The sequence below is a fragment of the Mycobacterium sp. IDUB_5 genome (assembly GCF_055419565.1).
Genome location: NZ_JBVAXX010000008.1, coordinates 205,419 through 223,048 on the forward strand (window position 1 = coordinate 205,419; position 17,630 = coordinate 223,048).

At 68.0% G+C, this 17,630-nt stretch carries 18 protein-coding genes; 4 read left to right on the forward strand and 14 right to left on the reverse strand.

Translation table 11 applies throughout. The features are described 5' to 3' along the window. Nucleotides 1–22: 22 nt before the first annotated feature. From ACZY1G_RS25435 to ACZY1G_RS25455, 5 genes are all read right to left on the reverse strand, one after another. Nucleotides 23–997, reverse strand: coding sequence for a DUF58 domain-containing protein (locus ACZY1G_RS25435; RefSeq protein WP_463823937.1), 975 nt, complete (start codon nucleotides 995–997; stop codon nucleotides 23–25). Between the two features lie 4 nt (nucleotides 998–1,001). After that, entirely contained in the window at nucleotides 1,002–2,159 is a 1,158-nt protein-coding gene (gene moxR1, locus ACZY1G_RS25440) for a chaperone MoxR1 (protein ID WP_463817858.1), read from the reverse strand. Nucleotides 2,160–2,302: 143 nt separating this feature from the next. Next, on the reverse strand, nucleotides 2,303–2,989 hold the full coding sequence (gene ripB / locus ACZY1G_RS25445) for an NlpC/P60 family peptidoglycan endopeptidase RipB (protein ID WP_463818045.1): 687 nt from the start codon (nucleotides 2,987–2,989) through the stop codon (nucleotides 2,303–2,305). Further along, the gene (gene ripA / locus ACZY1G_RS25450; RefSeq protein WP_463823938.1) at nucleotides 2,989–4,422 is read right to left on the reverse strand and encodes an NlpC/P60 family peptidoglycan endopeptidase RipA; all 1,434 of its coding nucleotides are present in this window, start codon (nucleotides 4,420–4,422) and stop codon (nucleotides 2,989–2,991) included. Before ripA ends, ripB begins: the two co-directional genes overlap by 1 nt. Before the next feature lie 184 nt (nucleotides 4,423–4,606). Beyond that, nucleotides 4,607–5,146: an Rv1476 family membrane protein gene (locus ACZY1G_RS25455; RefSeq protein WP_463823939.1), complete on the reverse strand. Its 540-nt coding sequence runs from the start codon at nucleotides 5,144–5,146 to the stop codon at nucleotides 4,607–4,609. Nucleotides 5,147–5,313: 167 nt separating this feature from the next. Here ACZY1G_RS25455 and ACZY1G_RS25460 point away from each other — a divergent pair, with 167 nt between their 5' ends. Next, the gene (locus tag ACZY1G_RS25460; protein WP_463823940.1) at nucleotides 5,314–8,127 is read left to right on the forward strand and encodes an aconitate hydratase; all 2,814 of its coding nucleotides are present in this window, start codon (nucleotides 5,314–5,316) and stop codon (nucleotides 8,125–8,127) included. Between the two features lie 17 nt (nucleotides 8,128–8,144). Beyond that, nucleotides 8,145–8,720 (forward strand): TetR/AcrR family transcriptional regulator, encoded by a 576-nt coding sequence (locus tag ACZY1G_RS25465; protein ID WP_463817854.1) that lies wholly within the window; start codon nucleotides 8,145–8,147, stop codon nucleotides 8,718–8,720. Nucleotide 8,721: 1 nt separating this feature from the next. Here ACZY1G_RS25465 and ACZY1G_RS25470 read toward each other — a convergent pair whose 3' ends face one another. The 5 genes from ACZY1G_RS25470 to ACZY1G_RS25490 all read right to left on the reverse strand — a co-directional run bounded on the left by ACZY1G_RS25470 (nucleotide 8,722) and on the right by ACZY1G_RS25490 (nucleotide 13,461). Then, nucleotides 8,722–8,910: a helix-turn-helix domain-containing protein gene (locus ACZY1G_RS25470; protein ID WP_463817853.1), complete on the reverse strand. Its 189-nt coding sequence runs from the start codon at nucleotides 8,908–8,910 to the stop codon at nucleotides 8,722–8,724. 62 nt (nucleotides 8,911–8,972) lie between these two features. Beyond that, nucleotides 8,973–10,601: an ABC-F family ATP-binding cassette domain-containing protein gene (locus ACZY1G_RS25475; RefSeq protein WP_463817852.1), complete on the reverse strand. Its 1,629-nt coding sequence runs from the start codon at nucleotides 10,599–10,601 to the stop codon at nucleotides 8,973–8,975. 91 nt (nucleotides 10,602–10,692) lie between these two features. Next, nucleotides 10,693–11,505, reverse strand: coding sequence for an enoyl-CoA hydratase (locus ACZY1G_RS25480; RefSeq protein WP_463817851.1), 813 nt, complete (start codon nucleotides 11,503–11,505; stop codon nucleotides 10,693–10,695). Nucleotides 11,506–11,537: 32 nt separating this feature from the next. Next, on the reverse strand, nucleotides 11,538–11,900 hold the full coding sequence (gene trxA / locus ACZY1G_RS25485; RefSeq protein ID WP_463817850.1) for a thioredoxin: 363 nt from the start codon (nucleotides 11,898–11,900) through the stop codon (nucleotides 11,538–11,540). A 40-nt stretch (nucleotides 11,901–11,940) separates the two neighbouring features. Then, nucleotides 11,941–13,461 (reverse strand): family 16 glycosylhydrolase, encoded by a 1,521-nt coding sequence (locus ACZY1G_RS25490; protein WP_463823941.1) that lies wholly within the window; start codon nucleotides 13,459–13,461, stop codon nucleotides 11,941–11,943. 278 nt (nucleotides 13,462–13,739) lie between these two features. Between ACZY1G_RS25490 and ACZY1G_RS25495 the strand changes: the two genes are divergently transcribed. Next, nucleotides 13,740–13,889: a hypothetical protein gene (locus ACZY1G_RS25495; protein ID WP_463823942.1), complete on the forward strand. Its 150-nt coding sequence runs from the start codon at nucleotides 13,740–13,742 to the stop codon at nucleotides 13,887–13,889. A 204-nt stretch (nucleotides 13,890–14,093) separates the two neighbouring features. Then, nucleotides 14,094–14,768 carry a haloacid dehalogenase type II gene (locus ACZY1G_RS25500; RefSeq protein WP_463823944.1) on the forward strand — a complete coding sequence of 225 codons (675 nt, stop codon included), beginning with the start codon at nucleotides 14,094–14,096 and terminating at the stop codon, nucleotides 14,766–14,768. Here ACZY1G_RS25500 and ACZY1G_RS25505 read toward each other — a convergent pair whose 3' ends face one another. The 4 genes from ACZY1G_RS25505 to sufC are packed head-to-tail and all read right to left on the reverse strand — an operon-like array spanning nucleotide 14,769 to nucleotide 17,630. Next, nucleotides 14,769–15,116, reverse strand: a complete 348-nt coding sequence (locus tag ACZY1G_RS25505) for a metal-sulfur cluster assembly factor (RefSeq protein ID WP_463817847.1) — start codon at nucleotides 15,114–15,116, stop codon at nucleotides 14,769–14,771. After that, the gene (gene sufU, locus ACZY1G_RS25510) at nucleotides 15,116–15,583 is read right to left on the reverse strand and encodes a Fe-S cluster assembly sulfur transfer protein SufU (RefSeq protein WP_463817846.1); all 468 of its coding nucleotides are present in this window, start codon (nucleotides 15,581–15,583) and stop codon (nucleotides 15,116–15,118) included. Before sufU ends, ACZY1G_RS25505 begins: the two co-directional genes overlap by 1 nt. After that, the gene (locus tag ACZY1G_RS25515; RefSeq protein WP_463817845.1) at nucleotides 15,580–16,833 is read right to left on the reverse strand and encodes a cysteine desulfurase; all 1,254 of its coding nucleotides are present in this window, start codon (nucleotides 16,831–16,833) and stop codon (nucleotides 15,580–15,582) included. The genes sufU and ACZY1G_RS25515 overlap by 4 nt, the downstream gene beginning before the upstream one ends. A gap of 2 nt (nucleotides 16,834–16,835) precedes the next feature. Continuing rightward, on the reverse strand, nucleotides 16,836–17,630 hold the full coding sequence (sufC, locus tag ACZY1G_RS25520) for a Fe-S cluster assembly ATPase SufC (protein WP_463817844.1): 795 nt from the start codon (nucleotides 17,628–17,630) through the stop codon (nucleotides 16,836–16,838).

The following is a 17,630-nucleotide window of genomic DNA, read 5'->3' on the forward strand; positions in this document are numbered from 1 at the left end:
TCCGGGTCGTCTCGGCTCGGGCTCACCGCGCCGCGAGCGCGCCGCGGCGCCGACTCGCGACGAACCGCACCACGTCGGCGATCCAGTCGCGGTCGGTGCGCAGGCTCAGCAGCGGCGCGTCGCACCGGCGTAGCGTGCGGGCGACGTCGGCGCGGTGTGCCGCGGCAGCCCTCTCGAAATCGGCGCGGAGCTGTTCGTCGATAGTGAACTCGCGGGTCCGGCCCGTCTCGGCGTCCTGCAGGATGACGTCCCCGACGGGCGGGAGCTCGACATCGCGCGGGTCGAGGATCTCCACGCCGAGCACCTCGTGGCGCCCCGCGATGGCCCGCAGCGGGCGCATCCAGTTGATGGGGCCGAGAAAGTCGCTGATGATCACAGCCATGCCGCGGCGGCGCTCGGGGCGGCGCAGGGCATCGATCGCGGCGGCGAGATCACCGCGCACCCCGACCGGAGCACGCGGCGTGGTCGCGATCGCGCGCAGCAACTCCTGCTCGTGCATGCGGCCGGACAGAGCGGGGACCCGGCGCACGGTGTCCCCGTTGCTGATGATCGCGCCCAGCCGGTTACCACCACCGCTGTTGAGGAACGCGATGGCCGCCGCTGCGGCGACCGCCAGGTCCCGCTTCTCGCATCCGGTGGTGCCGAAATCCAGGCTGGCCGAGACGTCGACGACCAGCCACGTCTCGAGTTCGCGGTCGGCGATCATCTGGCGCACGTGCGGGTGCGTCGTCCGGGCCGTCACCGACCAGTCCATGCGCCGCACGTCGTCGCCCGGCTGATACATCCGGGACTCCCCCGGCTCGGAACCGGGACCGGGCAACAGACCCAGATGGTCGCCGTGCAGCACGCCGTCGAGCTTGCGGCGCACCGTGAGTTCGAGCTTGCGCAGCGCAGCCGTCAGCGCCGGGTCGCGGATCTCCCCACGCTGCAACGACGGCAGGTCGACGGTCCGGCCAGGGGCGGGGCCGGACGACCCCGAAGGCGAAGAAGAAGCCACCAGGTCAGCGGCCGTTCGCCGCGGCCGCAGCGGCCGGAACCACCGGCGGCACCGCATGGCCCTGCTGCGGGATGGCGTTGACCTGCGGCAGCGCCACCGTCTGCAGAATGCGGTTGACGACGGTCTCAGCGGAGATCTCGTCGGCCAGTGCGTCGTAGGTGAGCACGAGGCGGTGCCGCAGAACATCCGGGATCACCTCGACGACGTCCTGCGGGATCACGTAGTCGCGACCGCGGACCAGGGCCAGTGCCCGCGACGCCGCGATGATGCCCAGCGATGCACGCGGGGAGGCGCCGTAGGCGATCCACGCCTTGGCGTCGGGCATCCCGAACTTCTCCGGCTCGCGCGTGGCGGTGACGATGCGGACGACGTAGTCGACGAGAGCGTGGTGGACGAAGTTGTTGGCCGCGACCTCTTGGAGGCGAAGCAGGTCGCCGGTGTTGAGGATCGTCTTGGGCTCCGGCGGCTTGACGCCCATCCGGTAGATGATCTCGCGCTCCTCCTCCGGGGAGGGGTAGTCCACGTTGAGCTTGAACAGGAACCGGTCGCGCTGTGCTTCCGGCAGCTGGTACACGCCCTCCTGCTCGATCGGGTTCTGGGTCGCCATGACCAGGAAGGGGCTGGGCAGCGGGAAGGTCTTGCCGCCGATGGAGATCTTGCGCTCGGCCATGATCTCGAGCAGCGCGGACTGCACCTTGGCCGGCGCGCGGTTGATCTCGTCGGCGAGCAGGAAGTTGACCACCACCGGGCCGAGCTCGATGTCGAACTCCTCTTTGCCCACGCGGTAGATGCGGGTACCGACGATGTCGGTGGGGACCAGGTCGGGGGTGAACTGGATGCGCGCGAACGTGCCGCCGACGACCTTGGCGAACGTCTCGACGGCGAGGGTCTTGGCGACGCCGGGCACACCCTCGAGGAGCACATGCCCCTTGGCCAGCAGACCGACGAGCATGCGTTCGACGAGCTGGTCCTGGCCGACGATGATGCGCTTGACCTCGAAGATCGCCCGTTCCAGGGTGTGCACCTCGCTCTGCAGGCCACCGTTGGTCTGCGCGGGTGCCGACGGGGCGGGCGCGGCGTGCGCACCCGCGGAGTAGCCGGGACTGGGGGCTTGTCCGGGGAATCCTCCAGAGCCCTGCGGCGGCCCACTCGGTGAGGTCATCAATATTCCTTCCACATGCGCAGTACCTGCTGGTCTGTGCGGCGCGCGCAGTACTTTTCGCGTCTTTTCGCGCGGCACCCGCTGTCAACTATTCCAGGCGGGTCTGAATCCGTCGACGCCGCCCGAATTAACTCAGCCGCTACTCAGGATTCGATGATGCGTGCCGCGTACGGCTGCAGACCCGAGGTGCGCACCGGGCTCACGGTGACCTTGCCGGCGCTTCCTGATGCCTCGAGCATCCTGCCCCCGCCGAGGTACATGGCGACGTGCTGGCTGCCGCCGGGTCCCCAGAACAGCAGGTCGCCGCGCTTGGCTTGGGAGATGGGCACCTTGCGACCGGTGTCGTACTGGTCGCCCGAGTACTTGGGGATGAGCACCCCGACCCCGGCGTAGGCGAACTGGGTCAGCCCGGAGCAGTCGAAGCCGACGGTGTTGGCTCCGGACTCGATGCCCCGCGTGGGCCCGGTGGGCTTCCCGCCGCCCCACGAGTAGGGCACGCCCATCTGGCTGCCGCCGCGCCGGATCGCGTACTCGATCGCGGCGGGACCGCGCACCACACCGGGCGCGACGCTGGTCGGGTCGGCCGGCGCCAGGCCGAGGCTCTGCAGGAACTTGTGCCCGAGGTTCATCGTGACCTGAGTGGCCTGCGCGGTGGCGGCCAGCGACGCATTGGCGATCGCCAACGGGTCACCTGGGGCGCCGGCGCTGAGGATCTTGGGCAGCGTCGGATCCCACTGGCCGGCCTCGGGTTGCGCCGCAGCCGGGCTGGCGACACCGATCAGCACTGCGACCGCGACGGTCAGTGCGAGGAGAAGGCGGCGCAGGACGATCACCACTCGATCATTCGCGTGACGTAGGGCGTCATTCCGCTGGTGCGCACCGGCGAGATCTTGACCACCGACCCGGTGTAGGGCGCCTCGAGCATCTGACCGTCACCGAGGTACATCGCGACGTGCTGGCTGGCGTTCGGACCGTAGAAGATCATGTCGCCGCGGCGCATCTGCGACGACGGCACCTTGCGGCCGGCGTTGTACTGCGATCCCGTGTAGTGGTCGAGCTTGATGCCCACACCGGCGAACATGTAGAGCATCAGGCCCGAGCAGTCGAAGCCGACCGTGCCCGCGCCGGAGTCGATGCCGCGGCTGGGGCCCGAGGCGTTTCCGCCGCCCCACGAGTAGGGCACGCCCATCTGCGACATGCCCCGCTTGATGACGTACTCGGTGGCCTGCCGGCCATAGACGACGGGAATCGCGCCGTTGGTGATCCCCGTCGGCGTGGGCAGCAACCCGATGCTCTGCAGGAACTTTCGGCCCAGGTCCTGGGTCACCTGCAGCGAGGTGGTGATGATCTTGAGGACGGCGTTGATGATCTGGACCGGGTCGCCGCTGACGAAGGCGCTCGGGATCTGGGGCAGCGTCATGTCCCAGGCGGTGTTGCGGTTACCGGTGCTGGGATCGGCGTCCCAGTCGGGATTGATGCCCGACGGGGCGGGCTTGGCGCCCGGGCCTGCCGGCGCGGCGGCCCCACCGGACCGTCCGGTCGGCGTGGCCGGCGCGGTCGGCGCGGTCGGCGCGGAAGCGGAAAGTGCTTGTGCCGCCTGCAGTTTGGCCTGAGCTTCGGCACGTTCGGCGGTGAGCCGGTCGAGGTCGGCCTGCTGGGACTTGAACGTCTGCTGGGCGTTGGTCAGCGCCTGGACAGCGGTCTGCTGGCTCTGCTCGGCGGCCTTGACCGCGTCGTCGGCCTGCTGCTTGGTCAGCCGGGCGGTTGATTCCCGGTTCACCTGCTCGGTGCGGGCGCGCGACAGATCGGACATCACCTTCTGGGTGGACAGCGACAGAGCCTGGCCGGTGGCCGCCGTACCGAGGATGTCGATCGGATCCTTGGCCGTCAGGTACGAACTCGACGGGCCGTGCACGTACATCGCGGCCGCGAACTGGTCGAACCGGTTCTGGGCCGCGGAGATCGCCGCGTCGGCGTCCTTGACGCTCTGCGCGGTGGCGTCGACGTCGCGCTGCGCCGCCGAGGCGTTGTCCCTGGCCGTCTGCACGTCGAGGATCGCCTTGTTGACGCTTTCCTGCTGGCTCTGGATGGCCGCGCCGAGATCCTGCAGCTGCTGGTTGACGTTGGCGACCTCGGTCACCAGCTCAGCCAGGTTGTCGCCGGGCGTCGCGAGCGCCAGCTGCGGTGTGGTGAGCACCATGCCGAACGCGAGCGATACGGCGCACAACCGGGTGGCGGGCGCGCCGGCAAGGGGGCGTCTCATTCGACTCTGGTCTCCTCAGGCTTCGCGCAGAAGTCACATCTTGCACAACTGCAACTACAGGCACCGATTGCACCGTACGTCACATCTGACGCTAAAGAAACTTTAGTCACGAATTACAACAATGTAATTGCAATTGCCGTTATCAAACGGTGATGTTTGCATTCGCGCAGCGTGCGGCTATTCCCTAATCGACGCTGGTGAAGGCTGCCTCGGAGCTGGTCGACCGTTTGCTCCATTTCTGGAGCGCACGTGTCGCGACAGCACCGATCAGCACAAGAAAAACAAGCACAATCGTGAATGCAGTCCACGGAAAGTGCGGGGTCGTCAACTCACCCACGAAATTCTTCGTCGATTGGACGGGATCCCCGGTGCGGGCGATGTCTTGGCCCGCTTCCAGCGTGGCGCGATCGAAGCTGGTGCTGTAGGTCCCGGCAAACGACGGACTGAGCGCCAGCACGGTCGATCCCGGGTTCGCGGCGCCGACCTCGGTCGCGATGTCGCGCAGCGGTGTGTCGATGGGCGGGTTCTCGGCGATGACGACGACCTTGAGGTCGATCCCCTGCTGCTGGGCCTGCGCGACGATGTCGCGCAGTGCGGGCACCTCGGCCTGATCGGCGGGCGGCACGCTGATGCCGTCGTCGGAGACGTCGGCCTGTACGCGGTCCATGTCGATCGACGGCGGGATGTACGCCGGCAGGAACGGAATCACCTGCGGTCCGGTCACACGAGCACCGTAGCCGACCGTGGGCCCGGTTCCGCGGGTGGCGTGCCGCGCCGTCGGCGACAAGGATGGAGGCCACCCTGGGGTTCCATACAGGACAAGCGTACTGTTAGGGTGACAAGCGCCGCCGACACAGCCCGTCGCGGCGATGATTCAAGCCGGGAGTTGATGTGAGCAGCAAGAATTCATCCGTGAACTCGTTCGGAGCCGAGGACACGCTCAAGGTCGGGGACAGCAGCTACGAGATCTACCGTCTGGACGCGGTGCCGGGCACCGAGAAACTTCCCTACAGCCTCAAAGTGCTCGCGGAGAACCTGCTGCGCACCGAGGACGGCACCAACATCACCAAGGATCACATCGAGGCGATCGCGAAGTGGGATCCGTCCGCTGATCCGAGCATCGAGATCCAATTCACCCCAGCGCGGGTCATCATGCAGGACTTCACCGGCGTGCCCTGCATCGTCGACCTGGCCACCATGCGCGAGGCCGTCGGCGACCTCGGGGGTGATCCCCAGAAGGTCAACCCGCTGGCCCCGGCCGACCTGGTGATCGACCACTCCGTCATCGCCGACCTGTTCGGTACGGCAAATGCATTCGAGCGCAACGTCGAGATCGAATACGAGCGCAACGGCGAGCGCTACCAGTTCCTGCGTTGGGGCCAGGGCGCCTTCGACGACTTCAAGGTCGTGCCGCCCGGCACCGGCATCGTGCACCAGGTCAACATCGAGTACCTGGCCAGCGTCGTGATGGAGCGTGACGGGGTGGCCTATCCGGACACCTGTGTGGGCACCGACAGCCACACCACGATGGAGAACGGCCTGGGCGTGCTCGGCTGGGGCGTCGGCGGCATCGAGGCCGAGGCCGCGATGCTGGGCCAGCCCGTGTCGATGCTCATCCCCCGCGTCGTCGGCTTCAAGCTGACCGGCGAGCGCCGCCCCGGCGTGACCGCCACCGACGTGGTGCTCACCGTCACCGAGATGCTGCGCAAGCACGGCGTGGTCGGCAAGTTCGTCGAGTTCTACGGCGAGGGCGTGGCCGAGGTTCCGCTGGCCAACCGCGCCACGCTGGGCAACATGAGCCCCGAATTCGGTTCCACCGCAGCCATTTTCCCGATCGACGACGTGACGATCGACTACCTGCGGATGACCGGCCGCAGCGATCAGCAGCTCGCCCTGGTGGAGGCCTACGCCAAGGCGCAGGGCATGTGGCACGACCCGAGCCGCGAGCCGAAATTCTCCGAATACCTTGAACTCGACCTTGCCGACGTGGTGCCCTCGATCGCCGGCCCGAAGCGCCCGCAGGACCGCATCGCGCTCGACGACGCGAAGTCGGCGTTCCGCAAGGACATCCACAACTACGTCGAGAACGGCAACAGCCCCGCGCATTCCAACGTCGACGAGGCCGTCGAGGAGACGTTCCCCGGCAGCGACCCGGTGTCGCTGTCGTTCGCCGAGGAAGACGCCGTCGACGTGACGCCATCGGCCGCCAACGGTGCCGAAGGCCGACCGACCAACCCCATCACGGTGCGCTCCGAGGAGCGCGGCGACTGCGTGCTCGATCACGGCGCCGTCGTCATCGCGGCCATCACCTCGTGCACCAACACGTCCAACCCCGAGGTGATGATCGGCGCGGCACTGCTGGCCCGCAACGCCGTCGACAAGGGCCTGACCAGCAAGCCGTGGGTGAAGACCACCATGGCCCCGGGCTCCCAGGTGGTTACCGACTACTACGACAAGGCCGGGCTGTGGCCGTACCTGGAGAAGCTGGGCTTCTTCCTCGTGGGCTACGGCTGCACCACCTGCATCGGCAACAGCGGGCCGCTGCCCGAGGAGATCAGCAAGGCGATCAACGACAACGACCTGTCGGTGACCGCGGTGCTGTCGGGCAACCGCAACTTCGAGGGCCGCATCAATCCCGACGTGAAGATGAACTACCTGGCCTCCCCGCCGCTGGTCATCGCCTACGCGCTCGCGGGCAGCATGGACTTCGACTTCGACAGCGAACCCCTGGGCAAGGACACCGACGGCAACGACGTGTTCCTCAAGGACATCTGGCCCAGCCAGAAGGACATCAGCGACACCATCGCCGAAGCGATCAACACCGAGATGTTCGTCAAGAACTACTCCGATGTCTTCAAGGGCGACGAGCGGTGGCGCAACCTGCCCACCCCCAGTGGCGACACGTTCGAGTGGGACCAGGATTCGACGTACGTGCGCAAGCCCCCGTACTTCGACGGTATGCCCGCCGAGCCGGAGCCGGTCACCGACATCCACGGCGCGAGAGTCCTTGCGCTGCTCGGTGATTCGGTGACCACCGACCACATCTCGCCCGCCGGCAGCATCAAGCCCGGCACCCCGGCCGCGCAGTACCTCGATGCCCACGGAGTCGACAAGAAAGACTACAACTCCTACGGCTCGCGCCGTGGCAACCACGAGGTGATGATCCGCGGGACGTTCGCCAACATCCGGTTGCGCAACCAGCTCCTCGACGACGTGTCGGGCGGCTACACGCGTGACTTCACCAAGGGCGGCGAGCAGGCGTTCATCTACGACGCCGCGCAGAACTACGCCGAGCAGGACATCCCGCTCGTGGTGCTCGGCGGCAAGGAGTACGGCTCCGGCAGCTCGCGCGACTGGGCAGCCAAGGGCACGCGTCTGTTGGGTGTGCGTGCGGTCATTGCCGAGTCGTTCGAGCGCATCCACCGCTCGAACCTGATCGGCATGGGCGTGATCCCGCTGCAGTTCCCCGAGGGTGAGTCGGCGGCGTCGCTGAAGCTCGACGGCACAGAGACCTTCGACTTCACCGGGATCGAGGAACTCAACGAGGGCAAGACGCCCAAGACGGTGCACGTCACTGCGACGAAGGACGGCGGTGACGCCATTGAGTTCGACGCGGTGGTGCGCATCGACACCCCCGGCGAGGCGGACTACTACCGCAACGGCGGCATCCTGCAGTACGTGCTGCGCAACATGCTGAAGTCGTAGAACCGAAGCCGTAACCGATGCCGAGGGTGACCGACGATCATCTGGCGGCGCGCCGTCGCCAGATCCTCGACGGCGCCCGCCGGTGCTTCGCCGAATACGGCTACGACAGAGCGACGGTGCGGCGGCTCGAGCAGACGATCGGGCTCTCGCGCGGCGCCATCTTCCACCACTTCCGCGACAAGGACACGCTGTTCTTCGAACTGGCGCGTGAGGACGCGGAGCGGATGGCCGAGGTGGCGGCGCGCGAGGGCTTGATCCAGGTGATGCGCGACATGCTGGCCGCGCCCGACCAATTCGATTGGCTGGCAACGCGGTTGGAGATTGCCCGCAAATTGCGTAACGATCCGGCGTTCAGCCGCGGGTGGGCGGAGCGGTCCGCGGAACTGTCCGTGGCGACCACAGAACGGTTGCGCCGTCAGAAGCAGGCGGGCCGGCTGCGTGACGACGTGCCCGGTGAGGTGTTGCGCACCTATCTGGAGCTGGTGCTCGACGGTCTGGTGGCGCGATTGGCCTCCGGTGACGATCCGCAACGCCTCGGAGCCGTACTCGACGTCGTCGAGGCCTCGGTGCGCCAGCAGGCCGCCCCGTCCTAGCTCAGCGCCTGCCGCGGTGGTTGGGTCCGCCCCGGCTACGCATCGTGGCGCCCGCTTCGCGGAGCATGCTGTGGACCGAACCGTACGAGTGGCCGGTGGAGGCCACCAGGGTCCGGATGCTGGCTCCGCCCTCATAGGCGCTGCGCAGCTCGTTGATGAGCTGATCCCTGTCCTGCACGTTCTTTTTCATCGACGCCCTCCAGTGATGTGCAGCACACGCATACCCCTGGTCGAGGGCCTTGAACCTGACGATCAGGCGAGCTCGATGAGTTCCTTGTAATCGTCGGACCAGAAGTCCTCGGTCCCGTCGGGCAGGAGCAGCACCCGCTGCGGATCCAGCGCTTCGGCGGCCCCAGGATCGTGCGTCACCAGCACCACCGAGCCCTCGTAGCTGCGCAGCGCGTCGAGCACCTGCTCACGCGACGCGGGGTCGAGGTTGTTGGTCGGCTCGTCGAGCAGCAGGACGTTGGCGGTGGAGGCGACGAGGCCGGCCAGCGCCAGCCGGGTCTTCTCACCGCCGGACAGCGTGCCGGCCGGCTGGTCGAGTTGCGGGCCGGTGAACATGAATGCGCCGAGCAGCCCGCGTAGATCCTGCTCGCCGGTGTCCGGCGCGGCGTGGCGGATGTTCTCCCACACCGAGGTCATGTTGTCGAGCGTGTCGTGCTCCTGGGCGAAGTAGCCGATCTTGAGCCCGTGCCCCGGTTCCAACCCTCCCGCGTCGGCCTTCTCCACCCCCGCCAGAAGCCGCAGCAGCGTGGTCTTGCCGGCGCCGTTGAGCCCGAGCACGACGACGCGCGATCCGCGGTCGATGGCGAGGTCCAGCCCCGTGAAGATCTCCAGCGACCCGTAGGTCTTGGTCAATCCCTTGGCGATCAGTGGCGTCTTGCCGCACGGCGCGGGCGTCGGGAACTTGATGCGGGCCACCTTGTCGGCCACGCGTTCCTCGTCGAGGGCGGCCAACATCCGGTCGGCCCGCTTCAGCATGTTCTGTGCGGCAACGGCCTTGGTGGCCTTGGCACCCATCTTGGCGGCCTGGGCGCGCAACGCGCTGGCCTTCTTCTCGGCGTTGGCGCGTTCGCGGCGCCGGCGCTGCTCGTCGGTGGCGCGGGCGTCGAGGTACTTCTGCCAGCCCATGTTGTAGACGTCGGCCTCGCCGCGCACGGCGTCGAGGAACCAGACCCGGTTGACCACATCGGCGAGCAGGTCGACGTCGTGGCTGATCACGACGAGACCGCCCGCATGGTTCTGCAGAAAGGAGCGCAGCCACGTGATCGAGTCGGCGTCGAGGTGGTTGGTGGGTTCGTCGAGGAGCAGCGTGGTCGCCGATCCGGAGCCGGTGTCGGAGGCGGCGAACAGGATCCGCGCCAGCTCGACGCGGCGTCGCTGGCCGCCGGAGAGGGTGCGCAGCGGCTGGGTCAGCACGCGGTCGGGCAGACCGAGGCTGGCGCAGATCCGGCCCGCCTCACTCTCGGCGGCGTATCCGCCGAGCGCGGCGAAACGCTCCTCGAGTTCTCCGTACCGGCGCACCGCCTTGTCGCGCGCAGCGTCGTCGGCGACCTCGGCCATCAATGCCTGTTGCTTCTCCAGGTCCGAGAGCAGCGTGTCCAGGCCTCGCGCGGAAAGCACCCGGTCGCGGGCCAGCTGGTCGAGATCCCCCTCTTTGGGGTCCTGGGGCAGGTAGCCGATCTCGCCGGTGCGGGTGACCGTCCCGGCGTAGGGCTCACCTTCGCCGGCCAGGATGCGCATCGTGGTGGTCTTGCCCGCCCCGTTGCGGCCGACCAGCCCGATGCGGTCGCCCGGCTGCACGCGCAGAGCCGATCCCTCGATGGCGAGCAGCGTGCGCGCTCCGGCGCGGACCTCGAGGTCCGTTGCGGTGATCACGCTGATGCTCCTGAATGTGAAATGGGCAGGGCGAAACCCCTGCCGAGACTGCTACAAGGCTAATGGCACCAGCGGCCCCGCCGCCAATCGATTACTTGTCGTCGGTGAACACGGCCGCGCGGTTCTCCTTGCGCGCCGCGACGGCTTCCTCGAAGTTGCTGGTCAGCAGACGGATGTAGAGCTGACCGAGGCCTTCGGCCTGCATGTGGGCCTCCAGCGAGCCGGCGTCGAGCCCGCTCCACAGCGTGCGTTTGGTCAGCTCGGTTCCCGGCCGGGAGAACGCGGCGATGCGCTCGGCGATGTCGAAGCAGGTGTCGAGCAGGTCCTCGGGGGCCACCTGCCGGGACACCAGACCGATCCGCTCGGCCTCCTCGGCGTTGACATCGCGGCCGGTCAGCATGATCTCGAAGGCGCGCGACGACCCGATGGCCCGCGGCAACAGGTAGCTCAGGCCGAGCTCGCTGGCGGTCAGTCCGTTGTTGATGCCCGCCGCCCGGAAGTACGCCTCAGTGGAGGCCACGCGGATGTCGGCGGCGAGTGCGAGGCAGAGGCCGCCGCCGATCGCGGCACCGTTGACCGCCGCGATCACCGGCTGGTGCAGCTTGCGCATGCCCAGGATCACGTCGTCGAGCAGTTCCATCGACCGAAGGCCGAAGCCGGGCCGGGTGAGCCCGTCGACGTGCGGAACCGAGCCGGCCGATTTGTGGTCCGCCCCCGAGGAGAACCCGCGCCCGGCACCGGTGAGGACGACGGCGCGGATGTCGTTGTCGTGGGTGAGTTCGTCGAGCGCCGCCTTCAGCGGAACCATGACGTCGAACGCCATCGAGTTCATCCGCTCCGGGCGGTTCAGCGTCACGAGCGCGACGTGCGGGCGGGGCGTGTCGACGAGAACGAACGGAGGCACGCCAGCAGGCTATCCGGCGAGCCCGAGCCGGATCAGGCCTGGCTGTCGTCCTGCGAGGCCATCGCGGCGTCGATGTCGAATTCCTTGACCTTCTGGACGAGGTCTTCCAGCGCGGCGGGCGGCAGCGCGCCGGCCTGGTTGAACACCAGCTTGCCCTTCTTGAAGGCCATCAGCGTGGGGATCGAGCGGATGTCGGCGGCGGCCGCCAACTGCTGCTCGGCCTCGGTGTCGACCTTGGCGTACACCACGTCGGGATGCTTCTCCGACGATGCCTTGAACGTCGGCGCGAAGGCACGACACGGCCCGCACCAGGACGCCCAGAAATCGACCAGGACGATCTCGTTCTCGGTGATGGTGGTGTTGAACTCTTCGGCGGTGATGTCTTTCGTGGCCATGTTGACGTCAACGTCGGGAAATGGACCTGTGTTCCCCGCGTCAGAGTTGGTAGGCCCGGACCCAGTCGACCTTCATCTCGGCGTTCATCGGCACCGATGCGCTCGGATCGCCGGTCCAGGGGTTGCCCACGGCGACGTTGAGGATCAGGTAGTGGTCCCACTCCCCGGAGAACGGGGTCCAGTTCCCGCCGCGCGCCTCGTAGTCCGCCTTGGTCACCTGTCCCACCTCGACCCCGTCGACGCGCCAGATGATGCGGTCGGCGTACCAGTCCATGCCGTAGGTGTGGAACCCGGCCGACAGGTCGACGCCGAGGTCTGCGTCGATGTTGTCCATCTTCACGTCGACGCCGTTGTTGCCCTGGGCCGGGCCGTGGATGTTGCCGGTCCAGGTGCGCCGCGAGGCCGGCGTCCCGAAGCCCGGGATCTCCATGATGTCGATCTCACCCTGGCGCGGCCAGTCGAACTCGTGGCCGGGCTCCAGGCCCACGGTCCAGAAGGCCGGCAGCAGGCCCGAATCCGGCGGCACCTGGATGCGGGCCTCGACGCGGGTGCCGACGCCGATCGACTGCTTGCCGTAGGTGACGACGCGCGCCGACGTGTAGTTGTAGGGTGCCCCCAGCCCGTCGGGTGTGCGCTCCCGGCGCACCTGGATGACCAGGTTCCCGTCGGCGTCGACGGTCATGTTGTTCCCGTCGGTGTAGTACTGGTTCTCGCCGGCGGACTGTCCCCATCGCCCGGTCTGGAAGCTCCAGTACTTCAGCGCTTCCTCCCGGCTGCTGAAGTTCGACTCCCACAGAAGGCGCGGCTGCGAGGTTCCGGGCTGACCGACCGGCGGTGGGGTCGGCTGGCTGTTGAGAACATCGCGGTAGATGTCCTGGCGGCGCACCAGCCAGCGCTGCGCCTTCGCTGCCGACACGGGGATGTCGAGCCAGTCGGTCCCCATCCGCTTGCTGCGGATGCCCTTCGAGTAGAGCGAGTCGACGATCATGGACCCGACGGTCACCCGGGTGCTGGTCGCCGCGGCGAGCAGCGTGGCATCGGGGGTGGTGCTGCTCGCCGACGTGACGGCGGCGGTGCGGGACGCCGTAAGCGCCGTGGGGGCGACGGTGACCTCGCTGGTTTCGGGGGCCGGCTCCGGGGTCGACGACGTCGCCCTGCGGGTCGGCCGCGCGTCTTCGGCGGTCACCTCACGCTCAGCCCGGCCGGTACGATCGCGCCGCTGCGGGCGGGTGTCCTCCCCTGCCGTCTCGTCCCTGTCGGCCCGCGGCCGGTTGATCCGGCGCTGGGGTGCGGCCGTCGGGTGCTCGTCGGAGTCACGGGTCTGTCCGCGTGGAGTCCGCCGTGACGGTGTGGTCTCCGCGCCCGATGCCGCCGCGTCCGGCGCCGTGACGGAGTGCGTCGCGGCCGGGCTGGTGGCGGCCGATCCGGAGTCGTCCGGCGCCGCAGCGGCGGCACCCGCCCCGGCCACTCCGGCCGCCATCAGCCCGGCCGCGACGATGCCGCCCGCCAGAAAGTGTTTGCCGTTGAGGGCCGGCGTTCCCGTGCGCTGGGTTGATTGCATCACCGAATCCATTTCCCTTGATGAGGCGGTTGACGAAAGGCGAAGCAAAATCAACACGCGAATTCAGTGACCAGCAGCGAACAACAGACCTGTAATCAACACCAGTTCAGAGCGCCTCTGAGAGTGGAATCCCCGTGTCCAGCAAACGTTATACACACGGTTCGCAGAAGTCTCAGGCTTTCTCGTTAATTTTTCCGCGCAACCTGGATCGTCATATCCACCGGACACCGGGACATTCGTGGAAATGCATTTGCAGCCTAGCTATGAGAATTCGCTCGATGGTCACCGATCCGCGGATGTCCATGGTCGGCGCGGTGCCATGGGCCAATGGCGCCATAGCCGCATCGGCGACGGCAAGAACAGCGGGTCACGACGCCGGCGTCATGCCCACCGATCGATCGGCCCGGCGCAGCAGCGCCGCGGTGTAACGGCCACCACCGGAACTGCGCCGGCAGCGCCCGCGAGGTAGACGATCGACGCGACTGCGCACAGCCGCACCACGGGGGTCCAAAGCATCCTGAGACGACCCCGATGAACACCCCGCGATCAGCGGTACTCGGGATTGGCGAAGTCGTACCGGCACCCGAGCGTTACATCCCGCCGGCGGGGATGAGAGCAGGATGATGGGACTCGTGACGTCTGCCCGGGTGCTGATCTTCGACGTGAACGAGACCCTGCTCGACATCGAGTCGGTGCAGCCGTTCTTCGACGAGGTGTTCGGCGACGGACAGGTGCTGCGGGAGTGGTTCGGTCAGCTGCTCCTGTATTCGATGACCGCGACGCTGGCCGGCAGCTACACCGACTTCTTCACCCTGGCCCGCGGCGTACTGCGCATGGTCGGCGAGATCCGCGGCGTGCCGATCTCCGAGCAGCACTGGCTGCGGCTCGCCGACGGGTTCCGCTCGATGCCCGCGCACGCAGACGTTGCCGACGGCTTGGCCGACCTGCGCGATCGCGGCTACCGACTCGTGACGCTGACCAACTCGCCCCCGGTGAGCGGGGCGCCGACACCGTTGGAGCGGGCGGGGCTCGGCGATGTGGTCGAGCGGCAGTTCAGCGTCGACACCTACCGCACGTTCAAACCTGCCACGCGGCTGTACACGCAGGTCGCCGCGGACCTGGGCGTCGCGCCCGCTGACTGCATGATGGTCGCCGCGCACGTCTGGGACACGATGGGCGCGCAGAGCGCCGGCATGCAGGGAGCGTTCCTGACCCGGCCGGGCAACGCCGTCCTGTCGGTCCCGGACCTGGCGCAGCCGACGGTCGTCGCCGCGGACCTACGGGAGCTGTCCCGCCTGCTCGACTGATCAGACCGTGAAGCCGAGGGCGCGCAGCTGCTCGCGGCCGTCCTCGGTGATCTTGTCCGGGCCCCACGGCGGGTTCCACACCCAATTGATGCGCAGCTCGTTGACCAGCCCGGCGCCGATGAGGGCCGTGCGGGACTGGTCTTCGATCACGTCCGTGAGGGGGCACGCCGCCGACGTAAGCGTCATGTCGATCAGCGCGACGTCCCCGCCCTCTTCCTTGGCGACGTCGACGCCGTAGACCAGGCCGAGGTCGACGACGTTGATGCCGAGTTCGGGGTCGACGACGTCACGCATCGCCTCCTCGATGTCGGCGAGCAGTTCCTCGTTCGGTGATGCTGTCTCGGTCATCAGTTCTCCTCCACAGAAGTCTCATCGGGCCCGTGTGCCTGCGCCAACGCTGCTTTGAACGCCGTCCATCCCAGCAGCGCGCACTTCACGCGTGCCGGGTACTTGGCGACGCCGGCGAACGCGACGCCGTCACCCAGCACGTCCTCGTCTCCGTCGATCGTGCCCCGCGAGGACACCATCTCCGAGAACGCCGCCACGGTCTTGAGGGCATCCCCGAGTGTCTGGCCGATCACCTGATCGGTCAACACCGACGTCGAGGCCTGGCTGATCGAGCAGCCCTGCCCGTCGTAGGAGATGTCGGTGACGGTCTCCCCGTCCTCGGACAGGGCCACGCGCAGCGTCACCTCGTCACCACAGGTCGGATTGACGTGGTGCACCTCGGCGGCGAAGGGCTCCCGCAGGCCGCGGTGGTGCGGGTGTTTGTAGTGGTCCAGGATCACTTCCTGGTAGATCTGCTCGAGCCTCACGCAAAGAACTCCACGGCTCGGCGGACGCCCGCGACCAGCCGGTCCACCTCGTCGACGGTGTTGTAGACCGCGAACGAGGCACGCGCCGTCGCGGCGATCCCGAACCGGCGGTGCAGCGGCCACGCGCAGTGATGACCCACGCGCACGGCGACGCCGTCGTCGTCGAGCACCTGGCCGACGTCATGGGCGTGCACGCCGTCGACCACGAAGGACACCGGCGAGCCGCGGTCGGTCATCGCGGTCGGACCGATCACCCGCACGCCGTCGATCTCTGCCAGCCCGGCCAGCGCCGCCGCCACGAGATCGCGCTCGTGCTCCTCGACGGCCGGCATCCCGAGCCCGTCGAGGTAGCGGGCGGCCGCGGCGAGGCCGACCACCTGCGAGGTCATCGGGGTGCCCGCCTCGAAGCGCTGAGGCGCGGGCGCGAACGTCGTGGCCTCCATCGTGACCGTCTCGATCATCGAACCGCCGGTGAGCACCGGCGGCATCGCGTCGAGCAGGGAACGCTTGCCGTACAGCACGCCGATGCCGGTGGGCCCGAGCATCTTGTGGCCGGAGAACGCCGCGAAATCGACATCGAGACCGTGCAGGTCGACCGGTTGGTGCGGTACCGACTGGCAGGCGTCCAGCAGCACCAGTGCGCCCACCGCACGGGCGCGGGCCACCAGCTCATCGACCGGCGCGACGGCGCCGGTGACGTTCGAATGATGGCTGAAGGCAACGATTTTCACGCGCTCGTCGAGAACGAGCGAGTCGAGGTCGATCCGGCCGTCGTCGGTGACCCCGTACCAGCGCAGTGTCGCGCCCGTGCGCTGTGCAAGCTCCTGCCAGGGCACCAGGTTCGCGTGGTGCTCGAGTTCGGTGGTGACGATGACGTCGCCCGGACCGACGGCCCGCTCGAACCGCCTGTCCCCCAGCGCGTACGCCACCACGTTGATGGCCTCGGTGGCGTTCTTGGTGAACACGAGCTCGTCGGTGTCAGCGCCGACGAAGGCCGCGATGTCCTCGCGACCCTGCTCGTAGGCGTCGGTCGCCTCCTCCATCAACTGGTGGGCGCCCCGGTGCACCGCCCCGTTGGAGGTGAGCAGGAACTCCCGCTCGGCGTCGAGCACCACCAGCGGCTTCTGCGACGTCGCCCCGGAATCGAGGTAGGCGAGCTGATGGCCGCCGCGCATCACCCGCGACAGGATAGGGAAATCTGCTCGGACTCTGGCCACTTCGGCCGCATCGAGCACCCGCGCAGCCGTCATGATCAGGCTCCCGCGGTCACAGCCTGGTGGGGGTCCCTCCCGCTTGCGGGGGAGAAGCGTTCGTAGCCGTTGGTTTCCAGCTCGTCGGCGAGTTCGGGACCGCCCGACTCGACGATGCGGCCGGCGACGAACACGTGCACGAACTGCGGCTGGATGTAGCGCAGAATCCGCGTGTAGTGGGTGATCAGCAACACGCCGCCGTTCTCGGCCTCGGCGTAGCGGTTCACACCCTCGCTGACCACGCGCAGCGCGTCCACGTCCAGACCCGAATCGGTCTCGTCGAGGATTGCGATCTTCGGCTTGAGCAGACCGAGCTGCAGGATCTCGTGGCGCTTCTTCTCGCCACCCGAGAAGCCCTCGTTGACGCTGCGCTCGCCGAAGGACGGGTCGATGCCGAGATCGGTCATCGCGCCCTTGACCTCTTTGACCCAGTGCCGCAGCTTGGGGGCCTCGCCCCGTACCGCGGTCGCGGCGGTGCGCAGGAAGTTCGACATCGACACCCCCGGCACCTCGACGGGGTACTGCATGGCCAGGAACAGGCCGGCGCGGGCGCGTTCGTCGACGCTCATTTCGAGCACGTCCTCGCCGTCGAGCGTGATGGAGCCTCCCGTGACGGTGTACTTCGGGTGCCCCGCGATCGCGTAGGACAGCGTCGACTTGCCGGATCCGTTGGGGCCCATCACCGCGTGGGTCTCCCCCGACTTCACGGTCAGGTCGACGCCCTTGAGGATCGGGATCTCTTCGCCGTCGGGCGTGTTCACCGAGACGTGCAGATCTTTGATGTCCAGTGTGGTCAT

What these genes read in the sequence shown, in the direction of transcription:
- moxR1 (WP_463817858.1), bottom strand. Translation starts at nt 2,159, where the DNA reads ATGACCTCACCGAGTGGGCCGCCGCAGGGCTCTGGAGGATTCCCCGGA.
- ripA (WP_463823938.1), bottom strand. Translation starts at nt 4,422, where the DNA reads ATGAGACGCCCCCTTGCCGGCGCGCCCGCCACCCGGTTGTGCGCCGTA.
- ACZY1G_RS25465 (WP_463817854.1), top strand. Translation starts at nt 8,145, where the DNA reads ATGCCGAGGGTGACCGACGATCATCTGGCGGCGCGCCGTCGCCAGATC.
- ACZY1G_RS25470 (WP_463817853.1), bottom strand. Translation starts at nt 8,910, where the DNA reads ATGAAAAAGAACGTGCAGGACAGGGATCAGCTCATCAACGAGCTGCGC.
- trxA (WP_463817850.1), bottom strand. Translation starts at nt 11,900, where the DNA reads ATGGCCACGAAAGACATCACCGCCGAAGAGTTCAACACCACCATCACC.
- ACZY1G_RS25490 (WP_463823941.1), bottom strand. Translation starts at nt 13,461, where the DNA reads ATGCAATCAACCCAGCGCACGGGAACGCCGGCCCTCAACGGCAAACAC.
- ACZY1G_RS25495 (WP_463823942.1), top strand. Translation starts at nt 13,740, where the DNA reads ATGGTCACCGATCCGCGGATGTCCATGGTCGGCGCGGTGCCATGGGCC.
- ACZY1G_RS25505 (WP_463817847.1), bottom strand. Translation starts at nt 15,116, where the DNA reads ATGACCGAGACAGCATCACCGAACGAGGAACTGCTCGCCGACATCGAG.
- ACZY1G_RS25515 (WP_463817845.1), bottom strand. Translation starts at nt 16,833, where the DNA reads ATGACGGCTGCGCGGGTGCTCGATGCGGCCGAAGTGGCCAGAGTCCGA.
- sufC (WP_463817844.1), bottom strand. Translation starts at nt 17,630, where the DNA reads ATGACCACACTGGACATCAAAGATCTGCACGTCTCGGTGAACACGCCC.